The following is a 21,553-nucleotide window of genomic DNA, read 5'->3' as shown; positions in this document are numbered from 1 at the left end:
GAGGGAGCACCGATGACCGACGCCGCGCACGACCACAGCACGCACACGTCCTCCGCCACGACGTCCTGGCGGACCGCCGCGACGGCCACCCTGCACTGTCTCACCGGCTGCGCCATCGGCGAGGTCCTCGGCATGGTGCTCGGCACCGCACTCGGGCTGCACACCCTCGGTACCGTCGTGCTCTCGATCGTGCTCGCCTTCGCCTTCGGCTACGCCCTGACGATGCGCGGCGTGCTCCGCGCGGGGGTCTCCTGGCGCGCCGCCGTCGGCATCGCCCTCGCGGCGGACACCGTCTCGATAGCGGTGATGGAGGTCATCGACAACACGGCGATGCTGGCGATCCCCGGCGCGATGGACGCGGGTCTCGCGACGGGGCTCTTCTGGGGCTCCCTCGCCGGCTCGCTCGCCCTGGCCTTCGTGGTCACCACCCCGGTCAACCGCTGGCTGATCGGCCGCGGCAGGGGCCACGCGGTCGTGCACCGCTTCCACCACTGACGGCGGAACGCGCTGGGCTCAGACCGACGGCTGCGGCGGGCTCGTCGCAGCCGAGCCGGTGCTGATCCGCACGCCGATCTCCGTGCCGCGGATCACCGAGGTCCCCGCCGAGGGATCCGTCCCGGCGACCTGGCCCTCGGGCACCGACGAGTCGACCTGGCTCATCCCGCCGACCACGAACCCCGCGGCCTTGAGCGCGCTGACGGCCGCGTCGACGCTCTTCCCGGTCACGTCCGGGATCGTCACCATCGGCGCCTTCACCAGCGACTGGTCGGGCTTCGCGAAGGCGGAGCCGCCGTACTCGCGGTCGAAGGCGGTCATCACCGGGTTCCAGATCCGGTGCCGCGCGAGGATCGCCGAGCCGCTGTCGAAGTCGATCGAGTCGAGCGCCATCCGCTTGCCGGCGTCGTTCAGTGCGGAGATGCTGCCGACCCAGACCGCGAGGGCGACCTCGGAGGAGGCGCCGAGCGTCCAGCCGTCGGCCGCACCGTCGGTGGTGCCGGTCTTGGTGATGTGCTCGATGCCGTCGCCGGGGCTCGCCGCCTGACCGGTGCCCTGCGAGGTGACCTCGAGCAGCGCGTACTGCGTGGCGCGGGCGACGGCCGTCGTCGTCGACTGCGTGCAGGTCGAGGCGGGCGCCTCGATGTCCTGCCCCTCGGGCCCGATGATCGAGTCGATGGCCACCGCGCTGCAGGTCCGGCCGTCGTTCGCGACGCCCGCGTAGGCGACCGCCATGGTCAGCGGGGCGATCTCGTTCGTGCCGAGCACCGTCGCCGGGGATTCGAGCAGCGGGGTCGCATCCGCGCGATGCACGCCGAACGCCTCCGCGGTCTTGCGGATGTCGCAGAGGTCGAGCAGGTGTGCCATGCCGATGAAGCCGGTGTTGATGGAGTCGATCGTGGACTCCAGTGCGTTCAGCGAGGCAGGGAAGATCTGCCCGCCGTTGTTGTTCGGATTGAACACCCCGTAGTCCTGCGGGCCCTCGCAGCTGTCCTGGAAGCCGGTCCAGTTCTTGTTCTTGGCGTCGAACTGCTCGAGCAGGGTGTGCCCGTCCTGCAGCCACTCCATCAGCGTGAAGACCTTGTAGGTGGAGCCCGGCTGGAAGCCGTTGCCGCCCCCGTAGGCCGCGTCGACCGAGAGGTTGATCGCGGAGTACTCGGCGCCGTCGGCCGAGGCGATCTGCTCCGGGTCCTGGCTGTACTTCTTGTTCTGCACCATGCTCAGGATCCGCCCGGTCCCGGTCTCCACGCCGACGGCCGCGGCCCCGACGTCGAAGCGCGGGTCGGTCGCGGGCACCTGGTCGGTCATGACCTGCGCCGAGGTGTCCTGCATGGCGAGGTCGATCGTCGTATAGACCTTGAGCCCGCCGCGCTTGAGCGCCGCGTAGCGCTCGTCGGCGGTGGCGCCGAGGGCCGGGTCGTTGCGCAGCACGTGCGAGACGTAGTCGCAGAAGTAGGCGGCGCTGCCCGCGGTCTGGCAGCCGGTCGACGGGGGAGTGATGACCGGCTCGATCGGCGCGGCCTTCGCGGCGTCGCGGGTCGCGGCGTCGATCTTCCCGTACTCGAGCATCCGGTCGAGGATGTAGTCGCGCCGGCTCGTGGTCAGCGCGTAGCCGTTCGCCTCGCCGTTGTCGGGGTCGTCGGGGCGGTCGAAGCGGAACTTCTCCGGGTTGTTGACGATCGCCAGCAGCGCGGCCGACTGCCCGACCGAGAGGTCGGCCGCATCGATGCCGTAGTAGTACTCGGCCGCGGCCTCGATGCCGTAGACGGTGCCGCCGAAGAGGGCGATGTTGAGGTAGCCGAGGAGGATCTCGTCCTTCGAGTACTCCTTCTCCACCCCGATCGCGAGACGCATCTCCTTGAGCTTGCGCTCGGGAGTGGTCGCGGTCGCCTCCGCGTAGGCCGCGGCGCGCTCGGTCTCGTCGCTGATCGACTCGGCCTTCTGCACGAGGACGTTCTTGACGTACTGCTGCGTGATCGACGAGCCGCCCTGCGGCGCCGCGTCGAGGAGGTAGGTGCTCGCGACGGCGCGCAGGGTGCCCTGCAGGTCGATGCCGCCGTGCTCGTAGTAGCGCGGGTCCTCGCTCGAGACGAGGGCGTCGAAGACCGGCGCCGCGATCTGGTCGGCGGCCACCTCGATGCGGTTCTGGTCGTAGAAGGAGGCGAGGAGCGTCGGGTCCTCGGGGTCGCCCGCGTAGACGTCCGTCTTCTGCATCAGCTCGCCGACCTCGAGGTAGCTCGGCAGCGACTGGAACGCCGAGATCGTGCCCGAGGTGGCGGCCCCGGTGAGCGCGACCGCCGGCGCCACGACGATCGTCGCGAGCAGCCCGGCCAGCACGCTGACGATCACGAATCCGAACAGCGCGCCGAGGGCCCCGTGGACGGTGCGACGGGGCTGGAAGACGGGAACGTTCGGACGCTTCAGGATGGATCCTCTCGGTGCACCAGCACCCTAGGCGACGCTCCCGACATCCCCGCCCAGGCGCGCCCGCGGCTCCAGCGCCCGGCACGGAACACGTCCGCCCGCTGACGGGAGCGAGCCGCGGGCACATCCTCCGCGCGACGACCACGTGACCACGTGACCCTTCAGCCGTGCGGGCACGCTGAGTGACCCGCGCTGTTCAGGGTGAGGACCGGATCGCCGATGTCCTGCACGGTCGGCGTCGTGCGACGGGGTGGCGCACGCCGTCAGGTGCGGCGGCCCGGCGACGTCACTCGGAATCGGCGGTGAGCAGCGTGCCGTTGATGTCGGCGTTGTCGCCCGGATTCTTCGACGCCTCGCCGATGCTCACCTGCAGCGGGATGACGGCACCCCGCAGGACGGTCTCGTCCGCACTGGGCGTCGTCGAGACGACGGAGCCCTCGGGGACCGACGTCGAGCCGACAGGCTCACTCCTGCCGACGGAGAAGCCGGCGGCGGTGAGGGTGGCCGTGGCCGCGGCGACCGTCAGCCCGGTCACGTCCGGCACCTCGGTCAGCGTGGCGGTGCGCGGGGACGACGCGAGCATGGAGGCGGGCGGGTCGATGAAGTCGTCGCCGCCGTACTTCTGGTCGAGCGCCGTCATGATCGGCTTCCAGATCGCGTGACGCGCGTCGGCGGCCCGGATGGTCCCCTCCTCGCCGGTGAGGCGCGTGGTGCGGAGGTTCTGCTTCGATCCGTCGTCGAAGCCCTTGATGCTGCCGACCCAGACGGCGAGCGACGCGGAGCGGCTGGCGCCGGCGGTCCAGACGTCCGCCGCCTCGTCGGTCGTGCCCGTCTTGCCGATGTGCTCGATGCCGTCGCGCGGGTCCGAGGCGGTGGCGGTACCGGAGGTGATGACCCGCTGCATGGCGTACTGCATTCCTCGAGCCACCTCCGGGGTGACGGACTGCGTGCAGGACGGAGCGGGCGGCGCCACGGCCGCGCCGGCGCTGTCCGTGATCCGGTCGATGACGATCGCGGCGCAGGTCGTCCCGTCGTTCGCGATGCCGGCGTACGCGTTGGCGACGGTGAGCGGTGCGATCTCGTTGGTCCCGAGAACGGCTGCCGGTCCGCTCTGCAGCTCCTTGGCGTCGGCGCGGTGGATGCCGAAGGACTCCGCCGTCGTGCGGATGTCGCAGAGGTCGAGCTGGTTGGCCATGCCCATGAAGCCGGTGTTGATCGAGTTGGCCGTCGCCTGGACCGCGGTCATCGATGAGGCGTCCTCGGACGCGACGTCGTTCCGCGGTGCGAACCGCGCACCCGCGTAGTAGCCGTCGTTCGCGGTGTCGCACTTCTGCGGATAGGAGCGGAAGCCCGAGGTCGGCGACGGGAACGACTCGTTGAGAGTGTGACCCGCCTGCAGCCACTGCGCGAGGGTGAAGACCTTGTAGGTCGAGCCGGTCTGGACGCCGGCCGTGCCGCCCATGTCGACGTCGACGTTGAGGTTGATCGCGCTGAAGCCGGGGTTCGCGGCGAGGAACTCCTCGTCCTGGCTGTACTTCGTGTTCTGCACCATGGACAGCACGCGGCCGGTGCCGGCCTCGACCGACGCGGCGGTCGCGCCGACCTGGAAGCGGGGGTCGTACGACGGGATGTAGGCGTTGATCGCCGCCTGCGAGACCTGCTGGATGTCGAGGTCGAGGGTCGTGACGATGTCGAAGCCGCCCTGGCGGATCCGCTGGTAGCGCTCGTCGTCGTCGGCGCCGAACGCCTCGTCGTTGCGCAGCACGTTCAGCACGTACTCGCAGAAGTACGCCGCGTTGCCCGCGGTGGCGCAGCCGGTGGAGGGCTCGGTGATGTTCGGCGTGATCGGCTCGGCGATCGCCGCGTCGTAGACCTCCTGGCTGATCTTCGAGTACTTCAGCTCCTCGGCCAGGATGTAGTCGCGACGCTCCTTCGTCGCGGCGTAGCCGTTCGCGGCGCCGTTCGCCTCGTCCGTCGGGTCGTCGAAGCGGAACTTCGACGGGTTGTTGACGATCGCCAGCAGTGACGCCGCCTGCGAGGTCGAGAGCTGGCTGGCGGGGATGCCGTAGTAGTAGTTGGCCGCGGCCTCGATGCCGTAGACCGTCCCGCCGAAGAGCGCGATGTTGAGGTAGCCGAGCAGGATGTCGTCCTTCGACGTCTCCTTCTCGAGGCCGATCGCGAGGCGCATCTCCTTGAGCTTGCGCTCGGGGGTCGGGTCGGTGGCGAGCTTGTAGGCGGCGTCGCGCTCGGCCTCGTCGGTGATCGACTCGGCCTTCTGCACGAGGACGTTCTTGACGTACTGCTGCGTGATCGACGAGCCGCCCTGCAGGTCGTCGCCGGTCAGCGTGACCGCGAGCGCGCGGAGCGTGCCCTGCAGGTCGATGCCGCCGTGCTCGTAGAAGCGCGGGTCCTCGCCGGCGACCGCGGCGTCCTTGGCGGTCTGCGCGACCTCGTCCCAGCCGACCTCGACGCGGTTCTGGTTGTAGACGGAGGCGAGGAGGGTGGTGCCGTCGCCCGCGTAGATGTTGGTGCGCTGCATCAGCTGGCCGGCGTCGAGGTAGCCGGGCAGGTTCTGGAACATGCCGATGGTGTTGCTGGTCGCGAGGCCCGTCAGCGCGAGCGCCGGAGTGACGCCGACGGTGATCAGCACGCCGGCCACGGCACTCATCCCGATGAAGCCCAGCACTGCCCGCAACGACATCCCGAGCGGTCGAGCGGAGCTGCGGGATGCGGTGGGGAGAGCCATGGAGCGGGAGGTCCTTCCGGCGCGGTGGTGCCGCGCGAATGCAGGGTGGCGGGTCGTCGCGCCGGTCGTGCGAATCCCCTCGGTCATGGTACGCGACGCGCCCGGGAGGAGGGGGTCCTCCGAGAGGACGAGATGCACCTGTGACGAGGCGTCCGCGACCTCGGAATCGGACGGCGACCCGGAGGTGGGAATCCGGCGCGCATGACCGGCGGAAGGCGCCCCCGGCGACGCCGCTTCCGTATCGTGGAGGGTGCGTCCCCGCGAGGGGAGCGTCGGCATCACCGCACCACCAGTCGCCCCGGGGCCCCGGGGCGGTCGGCCCCGGCAGAAAGCACACACCATGGCACGCATCCACGACGACGTGACGCAGCTCGTCGGCAGGACCCCGCTCGTCCGCATCAACCGCCTCGACGGAGCGGACAGCGCCGTCGTCCTGGCCAAGCTCGAGTTCTACAACCCCGCGAACAGCGTGAAGGACCGCATCGGCGTCGCGATCGTCGACGCCGCCGAGGCGTCGGGGGAGCTGCCGCCGGGTGGCACGATCGTCGAGGGCACGAGCGGCAACACCGGCATCGCGCTGGCCATGGTCGGCGCGGCCCGCGGCTACAAGGTGATCCTGACGATGCCCGAGACGATGTCGACCGAGCGCCGGGTCCTGCTGCGCGCCTACGGCGCCGAGATCGTGCTGACCCCCGGCTCCGAGGGCATGCGCGGCGCGGTCGAGAGGGCGCAGGCCATCGTCGCCGAGACCCCGGGCGCCGTGCTCGCCCGTCAGTTCGAGAACGCCGCCAACCCGGAGGTGCACCGCCGCACGACGGCCGAGGAGATCTGGGAGGACACCGACGGCGAGGTCGACGTCTTCGTCGCCGGCATCGGCACGGGCGGCACCATCACCGGCGTCGGCCAGGTCCTGAAGGAGCGCAAGCCCGGCGTGCAGATCATCGGCGTCGAGCCGATCGACTCGCCGCTCCTCACGCAGGGCACGGCCGGCCCGCACAAGATCCAGGGGATCGGCGCCAACTTCGTGCCCGCCAACCTCGACCGCGACGTCTACGACGAGATCATCGACGTCACCCTCGACGACTCGGTGCGCGTGGCACGCGCGATGGCGGCGCAGGAGGGCATCCTCGGCGGCATCTCCTCCGGCTCGATCATGTGGGCGGCCCTCGAGGTCGCGAAGCGCCCCGAGAACGCGGGCAGGACGATCGTCGCGATCGTCTGCGACTTCGGCGAGCGGTACATCTCGACGGTCCTCTACGAGGACCTCCGCAGCTGAGCGCCGCCGGACCCCGTCAGGGCGTGGCCGGACGTCCCACCGCCCTCGCACGCCTCCGCGAGGACGTGGCGGCCGCGCGCCTGCGCGACCCTGCGGCCCGCAGCGCGGCGGAGGTGGTGCTCGCCTACCCGGGGCTGCACGCGGTCTGGGTGCACCGCCTCGCCCACCGGTGGTGGCGGCGCGGCGCGCGCCTGCCGGCCCGGCTGCTCGCGCAGGCGGCCCGCGCGGCGACCGGAGTGGAGATCCATCCCGGCGCGACGATCGGCCGCCGGCTCTTCATCGACCACGGCATGGGTGTCGTGATCGGCGAGACGGCGCTGATCGGCGACGACTGCATGCTCTACCACTCCGTCACACTGGGCGGGAAGTCGGCGAAGCGCGAGCGGCGCCACCCGACGCTCGGCGACCGCGTGGTCGTCGGCGCGGGGGCCGTGATCCTCGGGCCGATCGTGCTCGGCTCGGACGTGAGCGTCGGCGCGAACGCGGTCGTGGTGAAGGACGCCCCGGACCACGCGGTGCTGGTCGGGATCCCCGCCCGTGACCTGCGCGCGCTGGGCCGTGCCGAGGACGCGCTCGCGGATCCGGCATTCTGGATCGACCCCGCGATGTACATCTAGGGCCGAGCCGTCGAAGGCCGGCCCGTCCACGGCCGAGGCGGGGTCTCAGTCGTCGTCGTCGCGGCGCGAGATGTCGCGCTTCGCGCTCTTGATCACCGCGAACGCGTCCAGGGCGTGCACCCGCGTCTCCTTGAGGTCGAGGATCGGTGCGGGGTAGCCGTCCGCCTCCGGCGTCAGCGTGTCGCCGAGCGTCCACGGCTCGTGGATCACGGTGCGGTCGAGCTCGGCCAGCTCCGGGACGTACTCGCGCAGATAGCCGCCCTCCGGGTCGAACTTCTTCGACTGCGTGACGGGGTTGAACACGCGGAAGAACGGCGACGCGTCGGCGCCGGACCCCGCGACCCACTGCCAGTTGGCGGCGTTGCTCGCCGGGTCCGCGTCCACGAGCGTGTCCCAGAACCAGTCCTCGCCCACCCGCCAGTCGACCAGCAGGTTCTTGATCAGGAACGACGCGGTGACCATCCGGACCCGGTTGTGCATGTAGCCGGTCTTCCAGAGCTCGCGCATCCCCGCGTCAACGAGCGGGAAGCCGGTGCGGCCCTGGTGCCAGGCATCGATCCTGTCCTCGCCCGGGTGGCCCCAGGGGAAGGAGTCGAAGCGGGAGTCGAAGTTGGCGGTCGCGAGGTCGGGCCAGTGGAAGAGCAGGTGGTAGCAGAACTCGCGCCAGAGCACCTCGGCGAGGAAGCGGTCGCTGCCCTCACCGCGGTGCTGCCCCTTCGCGTGCGCCTCCTCGAGAGCGTGCCAGACCTGGAACGGGCTGATCTCGCCCCAGCGCAGGTGCGGAGACAGATTTGAGGTGGCATCGCGCGCCGGCAGGTTCCGGTCGTCGGCGTAGTCGTCGAGCTGCTCGGCGAGGAACGCACGCAGCCGCTTCGCCGCCGCCTTCTCGCCCGGCACCCAGCGCTCGCGGAGCCCGCCCGCCCAGTCGGGGCTGGTCGGCAGCAGCTGCCAGTCGTCGAGGTCGTCGGAGGCCGCCTCCGTCTCGATCCCGTCGATCTCGCGCGGTCGCGGCAGCGGAGCGCGCGGGGTGTCCCGGTTGCGGCAGGCGCGCGCGAACGGCGTGTAGACGGAGTAGGGGGTGCCGCCGCCGGTCTGCACGGTCCACGGCTCGAAGAGCAGCGAGCCCTGGTGGCTCTCCGCCTCGACGTCCCGGTCGCGCAGCGCCTCCTTGATCGCGGCGTCGACGGTCCGCTCCGCCTTGCCGTAGCGGCGGTTCCAGTGCACCGCGCCCGCGCCCAGCTCCTCGGCGAGCTGCAGGACGACGGCCTCGGCCGGTCCGCGGCGCAGGATCAGGGACGCTCCGGCCTCCTCGAGGTCGCCCGCGAGCGCGAGCAGGCTCCCGTGCAGCCACCAGCGGGCCGCGCCGCCGAGCGGTCGGATGCCGTCGGACTCCTCGTCGAGCACGTAGCAGACGGCGACGGGGCCGCCGCGGTCGATCGCGGCCCGGAGTGCCGGATTGTCGGCGAGACGCAGGTCGTCGCGGAGCCAGACGAGGGTGGGGGAGGAGCTGCTCATGGTCCCTCCATGATCCGCGAGCGCGGCGCCCCTGCGAAGTGCTGGCCGCGCGGCGGCGGGGCGTGCTAGCGGAGGGCGGGGGCGCTCAAGCCGAGGCGACGCGCTCGCGCAGCTTGTCGCAGAGGGCGGTCAGCTGCTCCAGCTCGTCGTCGTCGAGGGCCGCTCCGACGTGGTCCGAGATCGTCTGCATGTGCGTCATCGCCACCCGTCGGAAGAGCGCGTAGCCCTCGTCGGTGATCTGGATGACCGTGCCGCGGGCGTCGGTCGGGTCCTCGCTCTTGGTCACGCAGCCGCGGGCGACCAGGCGGTCGATCAGGCGGCTGACGCTCGGCTGCGTCAGGAGGACGTGCTTGTTCAGGTCCCGGAGCCGGGCCCGGCGCTCGGGCTGCAGCGTGAGGTTGAAGAGGACGTCGTACTCGTTGAGCGAGATCTCCTTCGACGGGAAGTCGGTGCTCAGCGCCCGCATCACGTGCACCTGCGCTCGGAACAGCGACTCCCACGCGGCGACCGCACGTCTCGAGCTCACGCATCCTCCTTGTGTTCCGTTCAGGATACGGCGTCTCGACGGCCCCGCGGCGCCCGGGGCGGGGGGTCGTCCGGAGGGTGTCGCGCGGAGGCGGTGCTCAGTCCGGGAACGACAGAAGGCCGGCCGCTGAGGCGAGCGGCCGGCCTTCATTCCCTTGCACCAAGAGTGTCCTGCAATCACTTCTTGCGCTTCCCGCCACAGCAAACGGTCGACGCACTTGAACTATATAACGGATCGATAACGCCGCAAGGACCGATTTCCTGAGGTTTCCCTGTGACCCCGCGTCGCCGGGAGGCGGGGTCTCGATACGCCGCGTCCCGCGGCTCCTCGACCAGCATGGTTGCGCGGCCTCCGTCAACCGAGCGCGGGACCCGCAGGCACGCGGAGCGCTGCCGCTTGCAGACGCGCGAAGCTCCGCTGTCCCTTTCATGCTGATCGAGTAGCCCGCTCCGCGGGCGTATCGAGATCCACCCTCCGTCTGAGCATGGGTCTCGATACGCCGCTCCGCGGCTACTCGACCAGCATGTCGTGGTGCCGCCCCCGTCCGACTCGTGCCGAACGACCAGCCGCCCTCTGCGAGGCGTTCGGTGAGAAACGCGTGCCAGCGTTTCTCACGAGCCGTAGGGAGGACGCTCTCTGAGACGCGACCTCCCGCGGAGCCGACCGCGGCGGAGCGAGCGCTCGCGCTCGCGCAGCACATCGAGCACGTGAGGAGTGGGCGCGAGCGCCCACTCCTCAAAACAGGTCGGGGCTAGGGGTGGACGCGTAGCGGATGGCGACGTCCGCGTGGCGGTCGAAGCGGTAGCCGACGCCGCGGACGGTGCGGACGATGTCCTCGTAGCGGCCGAGCTTGGCGCGGAGGCGGCGGACGTGCACGTCGATGGTGCGCTCGTTGGGGGCGTCGTCGTCGGCGGCTCCCCAGAGTGAGGAGATCAGCTCGGCGCGCTCGATGGTGCGGCCCTCGCGGAGGACGAGGTACTGCAGCAGCTCGAACTCCTTGTAGGTGAGGGCCGTGGTCTCGTCGTCGAGGATGACGCGCTTGCGCGAGATGTCGATGACGACGCCGCCGGGGGCCCGGTCGAGGTCGGGCTCGGTCTCGGAGCGGCGGCGGGCGACAGCGGCCGGATCCTGGAGGGCGAGGCGGACGACGTCGACGTCGCGGCCGCCGGCGCCCTGGGGGGCGAGTGCGACGGAGGCGTAGGTCTCGGCGTCGGGAGCGAACTCGGCGGTGACGCGCTTGAGCTCCTCGACCAGGCGGCCGAGGTCGATGCCGGCGGCGCGGGCCTTGGCCTCGTCGATGCCGACGTAGAGGGCGAAGCCGCGGGCCTCGGTGCCCTGCGGCACGGCGCGGAGCCGGGGAGCGGCGGGTGCGGGCTCGGGGGCGGCCTGGAGGCGGGGGGCCTCGGCGGGAGCGGAGACGGGACGGGCGTGGAGGAGGGACATGACGAATCCTTGGGCTGGTCGGATCCGGGACGAGTGTCCGGGGAGCGGATCCGGGTGTGCGCGCGAGAGCCGGTGCACGAGGTGCGGGCCGGCAGGGGCGGATGCGGGGCATCCAGGGGTTCACCGCGCCTGCGACGCCCGGCCGATCGGAGGATCGTGACGATCAGTGCGATCGGGGGCGGAGGCTGTGCGGAGAACCGGCGAGGGTGATTCCTCAGGCGCACATTCGACAGCGCAGGACGAGGCCGCCGGCCATCATCATGCCGGCATCCCCGATGGCCTCAAGGGAGGTCAGGGCGTGCGCGTTGTCAGTCATGGTCGAAAGTAAAGCGGATGGTGGCGGACCCCGTCAACAGATCCGCGCACACTGGCGCGGTCCGGGCGCCGCGGCGGGCGCCCGGAGCGGCTCAGCCGGCGAGCCCGTAGAGGCGGTCGCCCGCGTCGCCGAGGCCGGGGACGATGTAGCCCAGCTCGTTGAGCTTCTCGTCGAGCGAGCCGAGGACGATGGTCACGTCCTTGCCGACGAACGCCTTCTCCACGGCCGCGAGGCCCTCGGGGGCGGCGAGCAGGCAGACGGCGGTGACGTCCTCGGCGCCGCGGTCGAAGAGGAACTGGATGGCGGCGATCAGCGAGCCGCCGGTGGCGAGCATCGGGTCGAGCACGAAGCACTGGCGGTTGGACAGGTCGTCGGGCAGGCGCTCGGCGTAGGTGGTCGGCTCGAGGGTCTCCTCGTTGCGTGCCATGCCCAGGAAGCCCACCTCGGCGGTGGGGATGAGCTTGACCATGCCCTCGAGCATCCCGAGGCCCGCGCGCAGGATCGGCACGACCAGCGGCTGCGGGTCGCTCAGCGCGAGACCGGTGGTCGTGGTGACCGGCGTCTCGATGGTGACGGTGCGGGTGCGGACGCCGCGGGTCGCCTCGTAGGCGAGCAGGGTCATCAGCTCCTCGGCGAGCTGCCGGAAGGTGGGGGAGGGGGTGCGCTTGTCGCGCAGCACGGTGAGCTTGTGCGTGATCAGCGGGTGGTCGGCTACATGGACGCGCATAAGCTCAATCTACTTGCCGGTCGGAGTCGGCCGGAGCCGGACGAGGGGGCGCGATGCGCGAGAGCGACCTCCCCCTCCCTCCCGAGGCGGACGCCTGGATGCGGCTCGCGCTCGACGAGGCCCGCCGGGCCGCCGGGTGGGGCGACGTGCCGGTCGGCGCGGTGGTCGTGGACGCCGAGGGCGCGGTGATCGGGCGCGGCCGGAACGAGCGCGAGCTGCGCACGGATCCGACGGCGCACGCCGAGGTGGTCGCACTGCGGGAGGCCGCGGCGGCCCGCGGTGACTGGCAGCTCGCGGGCTGCACCCTCGTGGTCACGCTCGAGCCGTGCGCGATGTGCGCGGGGGCGATCCTCGCCTCCCGGCTCGAGCGCGTCGTCTTCGGAGCGTGGGACGAGAAGGCGGGCGCGGCCGGCTCGGTGCACGACCTGCTCCGCGACCGACGGCTGCACCACGTGGTCGAGGTGTACCCGGGGCTGCGCGCCGACGAGGGCGCCCGGCTGCTGCTCGACTTCTTCGCGGCGAAGCGCTGAGCGGGCCGGAGCGCGGTCAGCCCTGCGCGCCGACCCACTCGGTCAGCGCCGCCTCCGTCGCCGTCCGCATCCGCTCGAAGCGGCCCTCGCGCACGTCGTCCTCGAGCTGCTCGTGCCCGTAGCCCGCTCCCGCGGCGTACTCGGCGTCGCCCTCGAGCCAGCGCGCGGCCAGCTCGCCGGTGAGCTCCGGGTGGAACTGCACGCCGAGCAGCCAGTCGTCGATCGCGAACGCCTCGACGGCGTAGGAGGGCGAGGAGGCGAGCAGGGTCGTCCCCGCCGGCAGGTCGAAGGTGTCACTGTGCCACTGCATCACCGGGACCTCGGCGAGGTGGCGCAGCGGCGAGCGGGTCCCCGCCTCGGTCGCGACGATGCCGCGGAAGCCGACCTCGCGGGTCGGGCCCGGCCGGACCTCCTCGCCGAGCGCGGCGGCGATCAGCTGCGCGCCGAAGCAGACGCCGAGGGTCGGCCGGCGGTGGTGCAGCCGGTCCTGCAGCAGGGCGATCTCGGGCGAGATGAAGGGGTGCCGGGCGGTCTCGTAGACGCCGGCGCTCGAGCCGAGGGTGACGACGAGATCGGGCGCGAGGATGTCGACCGAGTCGAGGTCGGTGCCGGCGACCGCGTCGACCGCGAAGCCCCGGTCGCGCAGCATCGGCTCGAGGGCGCCGAGTCCGGCGCCGCGCTCGTTGACGATCGCGAGGACGCGGCGCATCAGCCGGCGCTCCCGCTGGTGGCGGTCGGCTCCGCCGAGGGCGGCTGCGCCCCGCGGTCGACGTCGGGTTCGAGGTAGATGACGCGGGCGGCCGGGACCGCGTCGCGGATCCGCTTCTCCGTCGCGTCGATCCCCTCGGCCAGCTCGGCCATGGTCTCGGCGGCGGGGAAGGCGAGCTTGGCGGCGACGAGGATCTCGTCCGGACCGAGGTAGAGGGTCTTCATGTGGATGACGCGCTCGACGTCCGGACCGGCCTCGATGGCCGCGCGGATCGCCGCGGCGTCGGCCGGGGTCGCGCCCTCGCCGACCAGCAGGCTCTTGGTCTCGACGCCGAGGACGATCGCGACGACGACCAGCAGGGTGCCGATCATGATGGTGCCGATCGCGTCGAAGACCGTGTTCCCGGTGATCACCGAGAGGCCGACGCCGAGCAGCGCGAAGACGAGACCGGTGAGCGCGGCGACGTCCTCGAGCAGCACGACCGGCAGTTCCGGCGCCTTCGCCCGGCGGATGAACTGCAGCCAGGACTGCTGCCCGCGGACCTTGTTCGACTCCTTGACCCCGGTGCGCAGCGAGTAGCCCTCGAGGCAGATCGAGACGACGAGGACCAGGATCGGCAGCCAGGCGTTCTCGAGCTCGTGCGGCTCGGCGATCTTCTCGACACCCTCGTAGATCGAGAAGACACCGCCGACGGAGAAGAGGATGATCGCGACGACGAAGGCGTAGACGTAGCGCTCGCGGCCGTACCCGAACGGGTGCTCCTCGTCGGCGGCCTTCCGCGACTTGCGGCCGCCGAGCAGCAGCAGCAGCTGGTTGCCGGAGTCGGCGAGCGAGTGCACGCCCTCGGCCAGCATCGAGGCTGAGCCGGAGAAGAACCAGGCGACGAGCTTGGTCAGCGCGATGCCGAGGTTCGCGGCCAGCGCCGCGATGATGGCGGAACCGCCTCCGGATGCGCTCACGGGGTCTCCTCGGGGTGACTCGTCGGGGTGCTGGTGCTCGGGGGTGGTCGGCCCATCCTAGGAGGCGGGCGCCGGGCAGCAGGCTCCCGCCGTCGACCGAGTCGTGCCCCTTGCGGAGAGATCGCCTTCGTACGATGGGCGGATGACCGACGCACCCGTGCAGCTCCCGTCCATCGCCGTCCTCGGGCTCGGCTCGATGGGGGGCGCGATCCTCAGCGGACTGCTCGCCCCCGACGTGGAGGTGCAGGGCGGTGTCCGCGTGACCAACCGCGACGCGGAGAAGGCGGCGCGCTGGAGCGGCCACCCGGTGGTGACCGCGTTCGCGACCGCCGACGACCCGGAGGCGAACCGGCGCGCGGTCGACGGCGCCGCCGTGGTGCTGGTGGCCGTGAAGCCGCACATGGTTCCCGCGCTGCTCGACGAGATCGCCGACGCCGTCGCCCCCGGGACGATCGTGGTCAGCGTCGCGGCGGGAGTGACCGTCGCGACGTTCGAGGCGCACCTGCCCGCGTCGGTGTCCGTGCTCCGCTCGATGCCGAACACCCCGGCCGTCGTGGGCCGCGCGGTCACCGGCCTGAGCGCCGGCACCCGCTCGAGCGAGGACGACCTGGCGCTGGTCCGCCGGCTGTTCGAGACCGTCGGCGAGGTGGTGGAGGTGCCGGAAGCGCAGCTCGACGCGCTGTCGACGATCTCGGGATCGGGGCCGGCCTACGTCTTCCTCCTGGTCGAGGAGCTGACCGCCGCGGCGCTCGCCAAGGGCTTCACACCCGAGCAGGCGGCGACGATGGTCACCGGCACCTTCCGGGGCACCGCCGAGCTGCTGGTGCACTCCGGCGAGGAGCCCGCCGAGCTGCGCCGCCGGGTCACCAGCCCGAACGGCACGACCGAGCGCGCGATCGCCGTGCTGCAGGAGGCCGACCTCGCCGCCCTCTTCACCCGCGCCACCGACGCGGCCCTGGCCCGTGCCCGCGAGCTCGCCGCCTCCTGACCCCTGCCGCTCCTCCGCGAGATGCCACTTATGAGCCCGACACGCCGTGACGGGAGCTCATAAGTGGCATCTCGCGGGAGGGGTCAGGAGCCCAGGGCTGCGAAGCGCTCGATGTCGGTGGGGGTGCCGCTGACGACGATGAGGTCGTGGTTCGAGACGACGGTCTGCTCGGTCGCGTAGGTGAAGGGCTTGCCCGGGCTCTTCACGCCGACGACGGTGACGCGGTGCTTGCGGCGCACGCCCGACTCGGTGAGGGTCAGGCCGCGGATCGGCTTCGGCGGGTACATCTTGGCCAGCACGAAGTCGTCGTCGAACTCGATGAAGTCGAGCATCCGGCCCGAGACCAGGTGCGCGACGCGCTCTCCCGCCTCGGCCTCCGGGTAGATCACGTGGTTCGCGCCGATCCGCTCGAGGATCTTGCCGTGCGAGCGCGAGATCGCCTTGGCCCAGATCTGCGGGATCTTGAGGTCGACGAGGTTCGCGGTGATCAGCACCGACGCCTCGATCGAGGAGCCGACGGCGACGACGGCGACCTGGAAGTCCTGCGCGCCGATCTGGGCGAGGGCGTCGAGCGAGCGGGCATCGGCCTGGACCGCGTGGGTGACCCGCTCCGACCACTTCTGCACGAGCCCGGCGTCGGCGTCGATCGCGAGCACCTCGCGGTCGAGCCGGTCGAGCTGGCCGGCCGTCGCGGCGCCGAAGCGACCGAGGCCGATCACCAGCACCGGGGCGTCGTACCTGATGCGGTCAACCAACGATGGGCCTCTCTTCCGGTCGTCTGAACAACTGCCTGCGCTGGCTCGCGGCGAGCGCGGCAGCGAGAGTCACGGTACCAACGCGGCCCATGAACATCGTCAGCGCCAGCACGTAGACGCCGGAGGTCGGCAGCTCGGCGGTGAGCCCCGTCGACAGACCGGAGGTCGCGAACGCCGAGACCACGTCGAAGAGGACGTGGTCGAGCGGCGCCTTGGTGATGTGCAGGATCAGGACCGACGAGACGGCGACGGTGGTGGCTCCCCAGAGCACGACGGAGACCGCGAGGCGCAGCACGTCGTTGGGGATCCGGCGGCCGAACGCCTCCATGTCGTTGTTGCCGCGCGCCTCGGCGAACGCCGCGAGGAAGAGGATCGCGAGCGTCGTCACCTTGATGCCGCCCGCGGTCGAGGCCGAGCCCCCGCCGATGAACATCAGCATGTCCGTGACGAGCAGGCTGGAGCCGTTGAGATCGGGGATCGAGATGGTCGAGAAGCCGCCCGAGCGCGTCATCGTCGACAGGAAGAAGGACTGGAAGACGGTGTCGCCGGCGTCGAGGGTGCCGAAGGTCGTCGGATTGTCGAACTCGAGCACGATGTAGAGCACCGCTCCCGCGACGAGCAGGATCAGCGAGGTGACCAGCGTGAGCTTCACGTGCACCGACCACTTGCGCGGGCGCCGCCAGCCGCGCGAGAAGGCGTAGATCACCGGGAAGCCGATCGAGCCGAGGAAGACGCCGATCATCAGGATGCCGAGGAACCAGTAGTCGTCCTCGAACGGCGTGAGGCCGGCGGCGTTGGGCGCGAAGCCGGTGTTCGTGAACGCCATGGCGGAGTAGTAGAAGGAGTGCCAGATCGCCTCGCCGATCGGGATCCCGTCGATCAGCATCCGCGGGAAGAGGAGCAGGGCGACCACGATCTCGATCATCGCCGCGCTGATGGCGACCGTCGCGAGCAGACCGCCGATCTCGCCGAGGCGCACGGCCTGGCCCTCGGCGACGGGACCGGAGTGGATGCGGAGCGGGTTCGAGTCGCTCGCGGCCATCAGCTTCGCGCGGAGCCCGAGGCGGCGCGAGATGGCGAGACCCATGATCGACGCGAGCGTCAGCACGCCGAGGGCGCCGATGTTCACGCCGATGAAGACGATCGAGTGGCCGAACGCGGACCAGTGCGTCGCCATGTCGACCGTGGCGAGGCCCGTGACGCAGATGACCGACATCGCGGTGAAGAAGGCGTCGTGCAGCGGAGTGACGGTGCCGGTCGTGCTCGACACCGGCAGCGAGAAGAGCAGGGTGAAGACGAGGATCAGGCCCGAGAAGATCATGATCGCGAAGCGCGACGGCGAGCGGCCGGCGAAGTCGTCGACGAGGTCGCGGGCCCGGGCGAAGCTCGACCACGGCGAGGCCGGCGAGACGCCCACGGGGCTGCGGAACTGCTGCCGAACCACCACGGCGGGCCCTCCACTCGATCGCGGCCATGCTACCCGCTCGCCGGTCGGCTCCCGGGGCGCCCGGACACCATGCGCCGCCCGGCATACGCACGGGGGACACCCTGCCCGCGGCGGAGGGCGCTGACTACCCTGGGGGGATGGCTGACATCTTCGCGGTGATCGCGGACGGCACCCGCCGCGACATCCTCTCGCTCCTCCTGGAGCAGCGGGTCGAGGGTTCCGGGGGCGCCGGCGGCATGAGCGTCTCGCGCATCGTCGCGAAGCTCGAGCTCAGCCAGCCGACGGTGTCCAAGCACCTCAAGGTGCTGCGCGAGGCGGGGCTCGTCACCGTCCGTGAGAGCGGGCAGCACCGCATCTACGCACTGCAGTACGGGCCGCTGGTCGCCGTCGAGGACTGGCTGCTGCCGTTCGGCGCGGCGGACGAGGCCGACGAGGGCGCCGCCGTGCTCGACGCGGCCGCCGCCGCCCGGGCCGAGTCGCTCGGGCGGGCGCTCGCGGAGCGCACCCACCAGGTCACCGCGGTCGTGCAGGACATCCAGCGCGGCGTGAGCGAGGGAGCGACGAAGGTCGCGGGGGCGCTGCGCATCCGGAAGTGAGGCAACGTCGGTCGCCGCCAGGGGTGGCGCGACGGCGCGGATCCTCGTCGGTGTCCGCGTCGTGTAAGCTCGCGGGAGCCAGTTTTTCGTAAGCGGCCGTCCGTCGGGCGGTCGACCCCCTGAACGTTGTGAGGTCTTCGTGGGTTCTGTCATCAAGAAGCGTCGCAAGCGTATGGCGAAGAAGAAGCACCGCAAGCTGCTTCGCAAGACTCGTCACCAGCGTCGCAACAAGAAGTAGGCTCGCGCCTCTTCACCCTTCGAGCGTCCGCCCCTCTGGGGTCGGGCGCTCGTCTGCGTCTATGGGGTCGCTCCGTCCCGGGTCCCGCGCGGTGGCCGCGGCTACAGTGGTCACGTGGATGTGGCACTGACTCTCGTGGGCAAGCCCGGCTGCCACCTCTGCGACGACGCCCGCGCCGTCGTCCAGCAGGTCCTCGCCGAGCTCGCGGACGTGCCCGGCGCTCCGAGCGTCTCGCTCGCCGAGGCCTCGATCCTCGACGACGCGGAGCTGCACGAGCGTTTCGTCGAGGAGATCCCGGTCGTCCTGATCGACGGACGCGTGCACACCTACTGGCAGGTCGAGCCGGACCGCCTGCGTCGAGCCCTGCTCGAGCGCGCCTGACGGCAGCGCGACGGCGGGACTCCGCCGTGATGCGAATGTTGTAGAAGGCCCCTCGGATGGGGGACCGGAGTGCCTGCGAGTGCTCGCGGTTCGCGCATAGTCTCTTCACGGGGAGGCTCGCTCCCCGCGTTCGGGGTGCGTTCGGCGTCTCGCGGGGGAGGAACTTCCATGACTCGACAGCGTCTGCTGAAGCAGCGTCGCCGCTCCACGGCCTCCGCGCTCGCGCTCGCCCTGCTCATCGCGGGGCTCGCGCTGCCGGCGTCGGCCCACGCGGAGACGCTTCCGGGCGATACCGCGACCACCGCGGCCGAGTCGACGGACGTGCCGAGCCTGCCCGAGGAGCCCTCGGAGCCGGCGCAGCCGTCGGAGCCGGAGCAGCCTTCCGAGCCGGAGCAGCCGTCGGAGCCGGCGCAGCCCTCGGAGCCGGAGGTGCCGAGTCTGCCGGAGCAGCCGTCGCAGCCGGAGGTGCCGAGCGTGCCGGAGCAGCCGTCGCAGCCCGAGCAGCCGTCGCAGCCGTCCGAGCCCGAGCAGCCGTCGCAGCCGGAGCAGCCGTCCCAGCCCGAACAGCCGTCGCAGCCGGAGCAGCCGTCCCAGCCCCAGCAGCCCTCCCAGCCCCAGCAGCCCTCCCAACCGCAGCAGCAGCCGACCACCGGTGGCGGTGGGCAGACACAGCAGTCGCCCGCCGGCGGCTCGGGCAGTGGCGGCGGCAGCACCGGCGGCACCGCGACCACCGAGGCCGGCGCGACGCCGCCCCGCGCCTCCGCGCCCGGCCGGACCCTGCTCTCGACCTCCGCTGGCGACCCCGCCGCCGCTCCCGTGCCCGGGACCGAGACCGCCGGCGGTCCCGCCGTCTCGGTGTTCCTCACCCGTGACGCCGGCGTCGACCCCGGCGCGCTCACCGTCGATCTGGCCCGCTTCTACGGAGTCGGCGTCGCCTACGCCGGATTCCAGCGCGAGGAGAACGCCACCGCGACGCTCAAGGCGCCGGCCGGCACCGAGACCCCGCTGACCGTCGAGAACCGCCAGGACGGCGAGACGACCAGCACCGGATCGGCCACCGTGCCGACCGCCGCGCTCCTCTCCATCGGCACCTACACGGTGACGATCTCGGGTGACCGCGGCTCGTCGGCGACCACGACGTTCGCTCTGATCGCCTCCTCCGCTCCCGGGATCCTCGTCGAGCCGCGCGAGGCCTCCAGCTCCGAGGCGGCCATGCCGCGCGGCGCGGTCTGGGGCTTCGGCCCGGTCGAGAGCGTCACCGTCGGCGCGTACACGACCGCCGGCGTCCAGGCGGACCTCGCGGCGGGCGACCTCGCGGTCCGCGTCGACGCGCTCGGGTGGTCCGACCTCGACCTCGGCGAGGCCGTCGTCGCGGAGCCCACGGCCGAGGTCTACTGCATCGTCGCGGTCGGGTCGGTCAGCAAGCGCACCGCCGCGGTCACGGTCGCCTATCCGGCGGAGGGCTCCACCGCGACGGCTCCCGACGCCGCGCAGGTCTGCGGCATCGCGATCACCTCCGCCAAGGCCGGCGCCGTGCCACCCGCGGCCGCCAGCACCGGCGGCCTCTCGGCCGGGGTCGGCCTCACCATCGGCGCCGGCGTGCTCGTCGCGCTGCTGATCGCCGGACTCGTGACGGCCGTCGTCCTGCGCCGTCGCCGCGAGAACGACGACCTGCTCATCGGCGGACCGCTCCCGCACCCGACGGAGCAGTGAGGCGCCGCGCCCGGTGCGTGACGACAGTCTGATCGCGGCGCTGCATCGCGGTCGTCCCCGGACGATCGCGGCGGCGGCGGAGCTGGTCCACCTGGCGCCGGCCGACGTGCGGATCGCCGTCGACCGGTTCCGCGCCCTCGGGCTCCTCGGCGGCGAGGGCGAGGAGATCGCCTACGTCCCGCCCGCCGATTGGGCGGCGGACGCGGTCCTCCGGCACACCGTGGCGGCTCGCCGTGCCACGCTCGAGGCGCTGGACGGCATCGAGCGCCTCGTCGGCGACCTGCCCTCGCTGCTCGGAGCGTGGTCGGTCGGCGCCGCCGCGGACGATCTCGTCCCCACGCTGCTGCGCCACGGGCCGCACGCCTCGGAGGACCTCTGGTTCGACCTCGTCCGCAGCGACTCCGGGACGCTGATCGCGGTGCTCCCGGACGTGCAGCGCTTCCTCGACCCGCCGACCGAGCGGGCGCTGCGCTTCGGCGAGGCGCTGGCGGCGAAGGACCGGGTCCGGGTCATCATCCCCGCCGAGGGCGTCCGGGACCCGCGGGTGCTCGCGCGGATCGAGGCGTACCAGAAGGCCGGGGTGGAGTACCGCCTGCTCGAGGCGATGCCGAGCTGGTTCTGGGTCGACGGCGAGTACCTGGCCGTGCCGTTCGAGTGGGGCGAGACCCGGCCGACGAGCGTGCTGGGCGTGCGGCACGAGGCGCTCGCCGGACTCGTCAGCGCCTACTTCGAGCAGCTGTGGCGGCAGGCGCTGCCGGTCGATGCGGCCGAGCAGAGCTGGACGTCGCTGCTCCGGCTGATGCGGACGGGCCTCACTCTCGAGACGGCGTCGCACCGGCTGGGGATCAACCCCCGCACGGGGCGGCGCCGCATCTCCGCCGCGATGGAGCACTACGGCGCTCCGACTCTCTTCGCCCTGGGAGCGGCCTGGTCGGCGGAGGAGGGCCGGGCGGCCCCGGAGGGACCGGCCGAGGTGTAGCGGCGCGGCTCCGGTCCGGGCTTCCCGGCCCAGGTGCCGAGAAGGGTCCCGACCACTCGGGGAGGGTTCGGGTCGCCCCGAGTGGTCGTCTGCGCCGACCAGGCAGTCCCCAGTGTCCGGAGTCGGGCCCGCGCGCCGCAAGCGCCGCTTGCGGACATGTCCGGAAGAGGGCG

20 protein-coding genes are annotated in these 21,553 nt (G+C 71.9%); 10 read left to right on the top strand and 10 right to left on the bottom strand.

Annotated elements, in window-relative coordinates:
• Positions 1-12: 12 nt before the first annotated feature.
• Entirely contained in the window at positions 13-495 is a 483-nt protein-coding gene (locus MT353_RS06425) for a DUF4396 domain-containing protein (protein ID WP_243615973.1), read from the top strand.
• A gap of 18 nt (positions 496-513) precedes the next feature.
• Here MT353_RS06425 and MT353_RS06420 read toward each other — a convergent pair whose 3' ends face one another.
• Both MT353_RS06420 and MT353_RS06415 read right to left on the bottom strand, forming a co-directional pair.
• Positions 514-2,844 carry a penicillin-binding protein gene (locus MT353_RS06420; RefSeq protein WP_243615972.1) on the bottom strand — a complete coding sequence of 777 codons (2,331 nt, stop codon included), beginning with the start codon at positions 2,842-2,844 and terminating at the stop codon, positions 514-516.
• A gap of 361 nt (positions 2,845-3,205) precedes the next feature.
• Positions 3,206-5,665 carry a penicillin-binding protein gene (locus tag MT353_RS06415; protein ID WP_243598286.1) on the bottom strand — a complete coding sequence of 820 codons (2,460 nt, stop codon included), beginning with the start codon at positions 5,663-5,665 and terminating at the stop codon, positions 3,206-3,208.
• 340 nt (positions 5,666-6,005) lie between these two features.
• Between MT353_RS06415 and cysK the strand changes: the two genes are divergently transcribed.
• The gene (gene cysK, locus MT353_RS06410; protein ID WP_123736823.1) at positions 6,006-6,941 is read left to right on the top strand and encodes a cysteine synthase A; all 936 of its coding nucleotides are present in this window, start codon (positions 6,006-6,008) and stop codon (positions 6,939-6,941) included.
• A 23-nt stretch (positions 6,942-6,964) separates the two neighbouring features.
• Positions 6,965-7,558, top strand: coding sequence for a serine O-acetyltransferase EpsC (gene epsC, locus MT353_RS06405; RefSeq protein ID WP_243598287.1), 594 nt, complete (start codon positions 6,965-6,967; stop codon positions 7,556-7,558).
• A 45-nt stretch (positions 7,559-7,603) separates the two neighbouring features.
• Here epsC and MT353_RS06400 read toward each other — a convergent pair whose 3' ends face one another.
• From MT353_RS06400 to upp, 4 genes are all read right to left on the bottom strand, one after another.
• Complete coding sequence (locus MT353_RS06400) at positions 7,604-9,073, bottom strand: deoxyribodipyrimidine photo-lyase (protein WP_243623883.1); 1,470 nt, start codon at positions 9,071-9,073, stop codon at positions 7,604-7,606.
• Positions 9,074-9,158: 85 nt separating this feature from the next.
• Positions 9,159-9,539: a MarR family winged helix-turn-helix transcriptional regulator gene (locus MT353_RS06395; RefSeq protein WP_243598696.1), complete on the bottom strand. Its 381-nt coding sequence runs from the start codon at positions 9,537-9,539 to the stop codon at positions 9,159-9,161.
• A 795-nt stretch (positions 9,540-10,334) separates the two neighbouring features.
• Positions 10,335-11,042: a winged helix-turn-helix domain-containing protein gene (locus MT353_RS06390; RefSeq protein WP_123736761.1), complete on the bottom strand. Its 708-nt coding sequence runs from the start codon at positions 11,040-11,042 to the stop codon at positions 10,335-10,337.
• Positions 11,043-11,449: 407 nt separating this feature from the next.
• Complete coding sequence (gene upp, locus MT353_RS06385) at positions 11,450-12,085, bottom strand: uracil phosphoribosyltransferase (protein ID WP_123446624.1); 636 nt, start codon at positions 12,083-12,085, stop codon at positions 11,450-11,452.
• 53 nt (positions 12,086-12,138) lie between these two features.
• On the opposite strand from upp, the gene tadA reads away from it, so the two are divergent.
• Positions 12,139-12,615: a tRNA adenosine(34) deaminase TadA gene (gene tadA / locus MT353_RS06380; protein WP_243598289.1), complete on the top strand. Its 477-nt coding sequence runs from the start codon at positions 12,139-12,141 to the stop codon at positions 12,613-12,615.
• Between the two features lie 16 nt (positions 12,616-12,631).
• On the opposite strand, the gene MT353_RS06375 is transcribed toward tadA, so the two are convergent.
• On the bottom strand, positions 12,632-13,324 hold the full coding sequence (locus MT353_RS06375) for a gamma-glutamyl-gamma-aminobutyrate hydrolase family protein (protein WP_123736762.1): 693 nt from the start codon (positions 13,322-13,324) through the stop codon (positions 12,632-12,634).
• Positions 13,324-14,283: a cation diffusion facilitator family transporter gene (locus MT353_RS06370; RefSeq protein WP_243598290.1), complete on the bottom strand. Its 960-nt coding sequence runs from the start codon at positions 14,281-14,283 to the stop codon at positions 13,324-13,326. The genes MT353_RS06375 and MT353_RS06370 overlap by 1 nt, the downstream gene beginning before the upstream one ends.
• Before the next feature lie 142 nt (positions 14,284-14,425).
• Here MT353_RS06370 and proC point away from each other — a divergent pair, with 142 nt between their 5' ends.
• Positions 14,426-15,271 (top strand): pyrroline-5-carboxylate reductase, encoded by an 846-nt coding sequence (gene proC / locus MT353_RS06365; protein ID WP_243623882.1) that lies wholly within the window; start codon positions 14,426-14,428, stop codon positions 15,269-15,271.
• Positions 15,272-15,354: 83 nt separating this feature from the next.
• Here the strand turns inward: proC and MT353_RS06360 are convergent, their stop codons facing one another.
• Both MT353_RS06360 and MT353_RS06355 read right to left on the bottom strand, forming a co-directional pair.
• Positions 15,355-16,026, bottom strand: a complete 672-nt coding sequence (locus tag MT353_RS06360) for a TrkA family potassium uptake protein (protein ID WP_123446620.1) — start codon at positions 16,024-16,026, stop codon at positions 15,355-15,357.
• On the bottom strand, positions 16,019-17,443 hold the full coding sequence (locus MT353_RS06355) for a TrkH family potassium uptake protein (protein WP_374204698.1): 1,425 nt from the start codon (positions 17,441-17,443) through the stop codon (positions 16,019-16,021). The genes MT353_RS06360 and MT353_RS06355 overlap by 8 nt, the downstream gene beginning before the upstream one ends.
• Positions 17,444-17,610: 167 nt before the next feature.
• Here MT353_RS06355 and MT353_RS06350 point away from each other — a divergent pair, with 167 nt between their 5' ends.
• The 5 genes from MT353_RS06350 (at position 17,611) to MT353_RS06330 (ending at position 21,380) form a co-directional block, all read left to right on the top strand.
• Positions 17,611-18,069: a helix-turn-helix transcriptional regulator gene (locus tag MT353_RS06350; protein ID WP_123736765.1), complete on the top strand. Its 459-nt coding sequence runs from the start codon at positions 17,611-17,613 to the stop codon at positions 18,067-18,069.
• 139 nt (positions 18,070-18,208) lie between these two features.
• Positions 18,209-18,307 carry a 30S ribosomal protein bS22 gene (locus tag MT353_RS06345; protein WP_003792170.1) on the top strand — a complete coding sequence of 33 codons (99 nt, stop codon included), beginning with the start codon at positions 18,209-18,211 and terminating at the stop codon, positions 18,305-18,307.
• A gap of 114 nt (positions 18,308-18,421) precedes the next feature.
• Positions 18,422-18,688, top strand: a complete 267-nt coding sequence (locus MT353_RS06340; RefSeq protein ID WP_243623881.1) for a glutaredoxin family protein — start codon at positions 18,422-18,424, stop codon at positions 18,686-18,688.
• 168 nt (positions 18,689-18,856) lie between these two features.
• Complete coding sequence (locus MT353_RS06335) at positions 18,857-20,401, top strand: hypothetical protein (protein WP_243623880.1); 1,545 nt, start codon at positions 18,857-18,859, stop codon at positions 20,399-20,401.
• 13 nt (positions 20,402-20,414) lie between these two features.
• Complete coding sequence (locus MT353_RS06330; protein WP_243615967.1) at positions 20,415-21,380, top strand: hypothetical protein; 966 nt, start codon at positions 20,415-20,417, stop codon at positions 21,378-21,380.
• Positions 21,381-21,553: the final 173 nt, after the last annotated feature.

Source organism: Rathayibacter sp. VKM Ac-2927, assembly GCF_022815525.1.
In the GTDB taxonomy this organism is placed as follows: domain Bacteria; phylum Actinomycetota; class Actinomycetes; order Actinomycetales; family Microbacteriaceae; genus Rathayibacter; species Rathayibacter festucae.
This window is presented reverse-complemented; position numbering and strand designations above follow the sequence as displayed.

Excerpts from the sequence above, each read along its gene's own strand:
- MT353_RS06335 (WP_243623880.1), top strand. The coding sequence starts at position 18,857 with ATGACTCGACAGCGTCTGCTGAAGCAGCGTCGCCGCTCCACGGCCTCC.
- proC (WP_243623882.1), top strand. The coding sequence starts at position 14,426 with ATGACCGACGCACCCGTGCAGCTCCCGTCCATCGCCGTCCTCGGGCTC.
- tadA (WP_243598289.1), top strand. The coding sequence starts at position 12,139 with ATGCGCGAGAGCGACCTCCCCCTCCCTCCCGAGGCGGACGCCTGGATG.
- MT353_RS06400 (WP_243623883.1), bottom strand. The coding sequence starts at position 9,073 with ATGAGCAGCTCCTCCCCCACCCTCGTCTGGCTCCGCGACGACCTGCGT.
- MT353_RS06415 (WP_243598286.1), bottom strand. The coding sequence starts at position 5,665 with ATGGCTCTCCCCACCGCATCCCGCAGCTCCGCTCGACCGCTCGGGATG.
- MT353_RS06390 (WP_123736761.1), bottom strand. The coding sequence starts at position 11,042 with ATGTCCCTCCTCCACGCCCGTCCCGTCTCCGCTCCCGCCGAGGCCCCC.
- MT353_RS06425 (WP_243615973.1), top strand. The coding sequence starts at position 13 with ATGACCGACGCCGCGCACGACCACAGCACGCACACGTCCTCCGCCACG.
- MT353_RS06395 (WP_243598696.1), bottom strand. The coding sequence starts at position 9,539 with ATGCGGGCGCTGAGCACCGACTTCCCGTCGAAGGAGATCTCGCTCAAC.
- upp (WP_123446624.1), bottom strand. The coding sequence starts at position 12,085 with ATGCGCGTCCATGTAGCCGACCACCCGCTGATCACGCACAAGCTCACC.
- MT353_RS06375 (WP_123736762.1), bottom strand. The coding sequence starts at position 13,324 with ATGCGCCGCGTCCTCGCGATCGTCAACGAGCGCGGCGCCGGACTCGGC.
- MT353_RS06350 (WP_123736765.1), top strand. The coding sequence starts at position 17,611 with ATGGCTGACATCTTCGCGGTGATCGCGGACGGCACCCGCCGCGACATC.
- cysK (WP_123736823.1), top strand. The coding sequence starts at position 6,006 with ATGGCACGCATCCACGACGACGTGACGCAGCTCGTCGGCAGGACCCCG.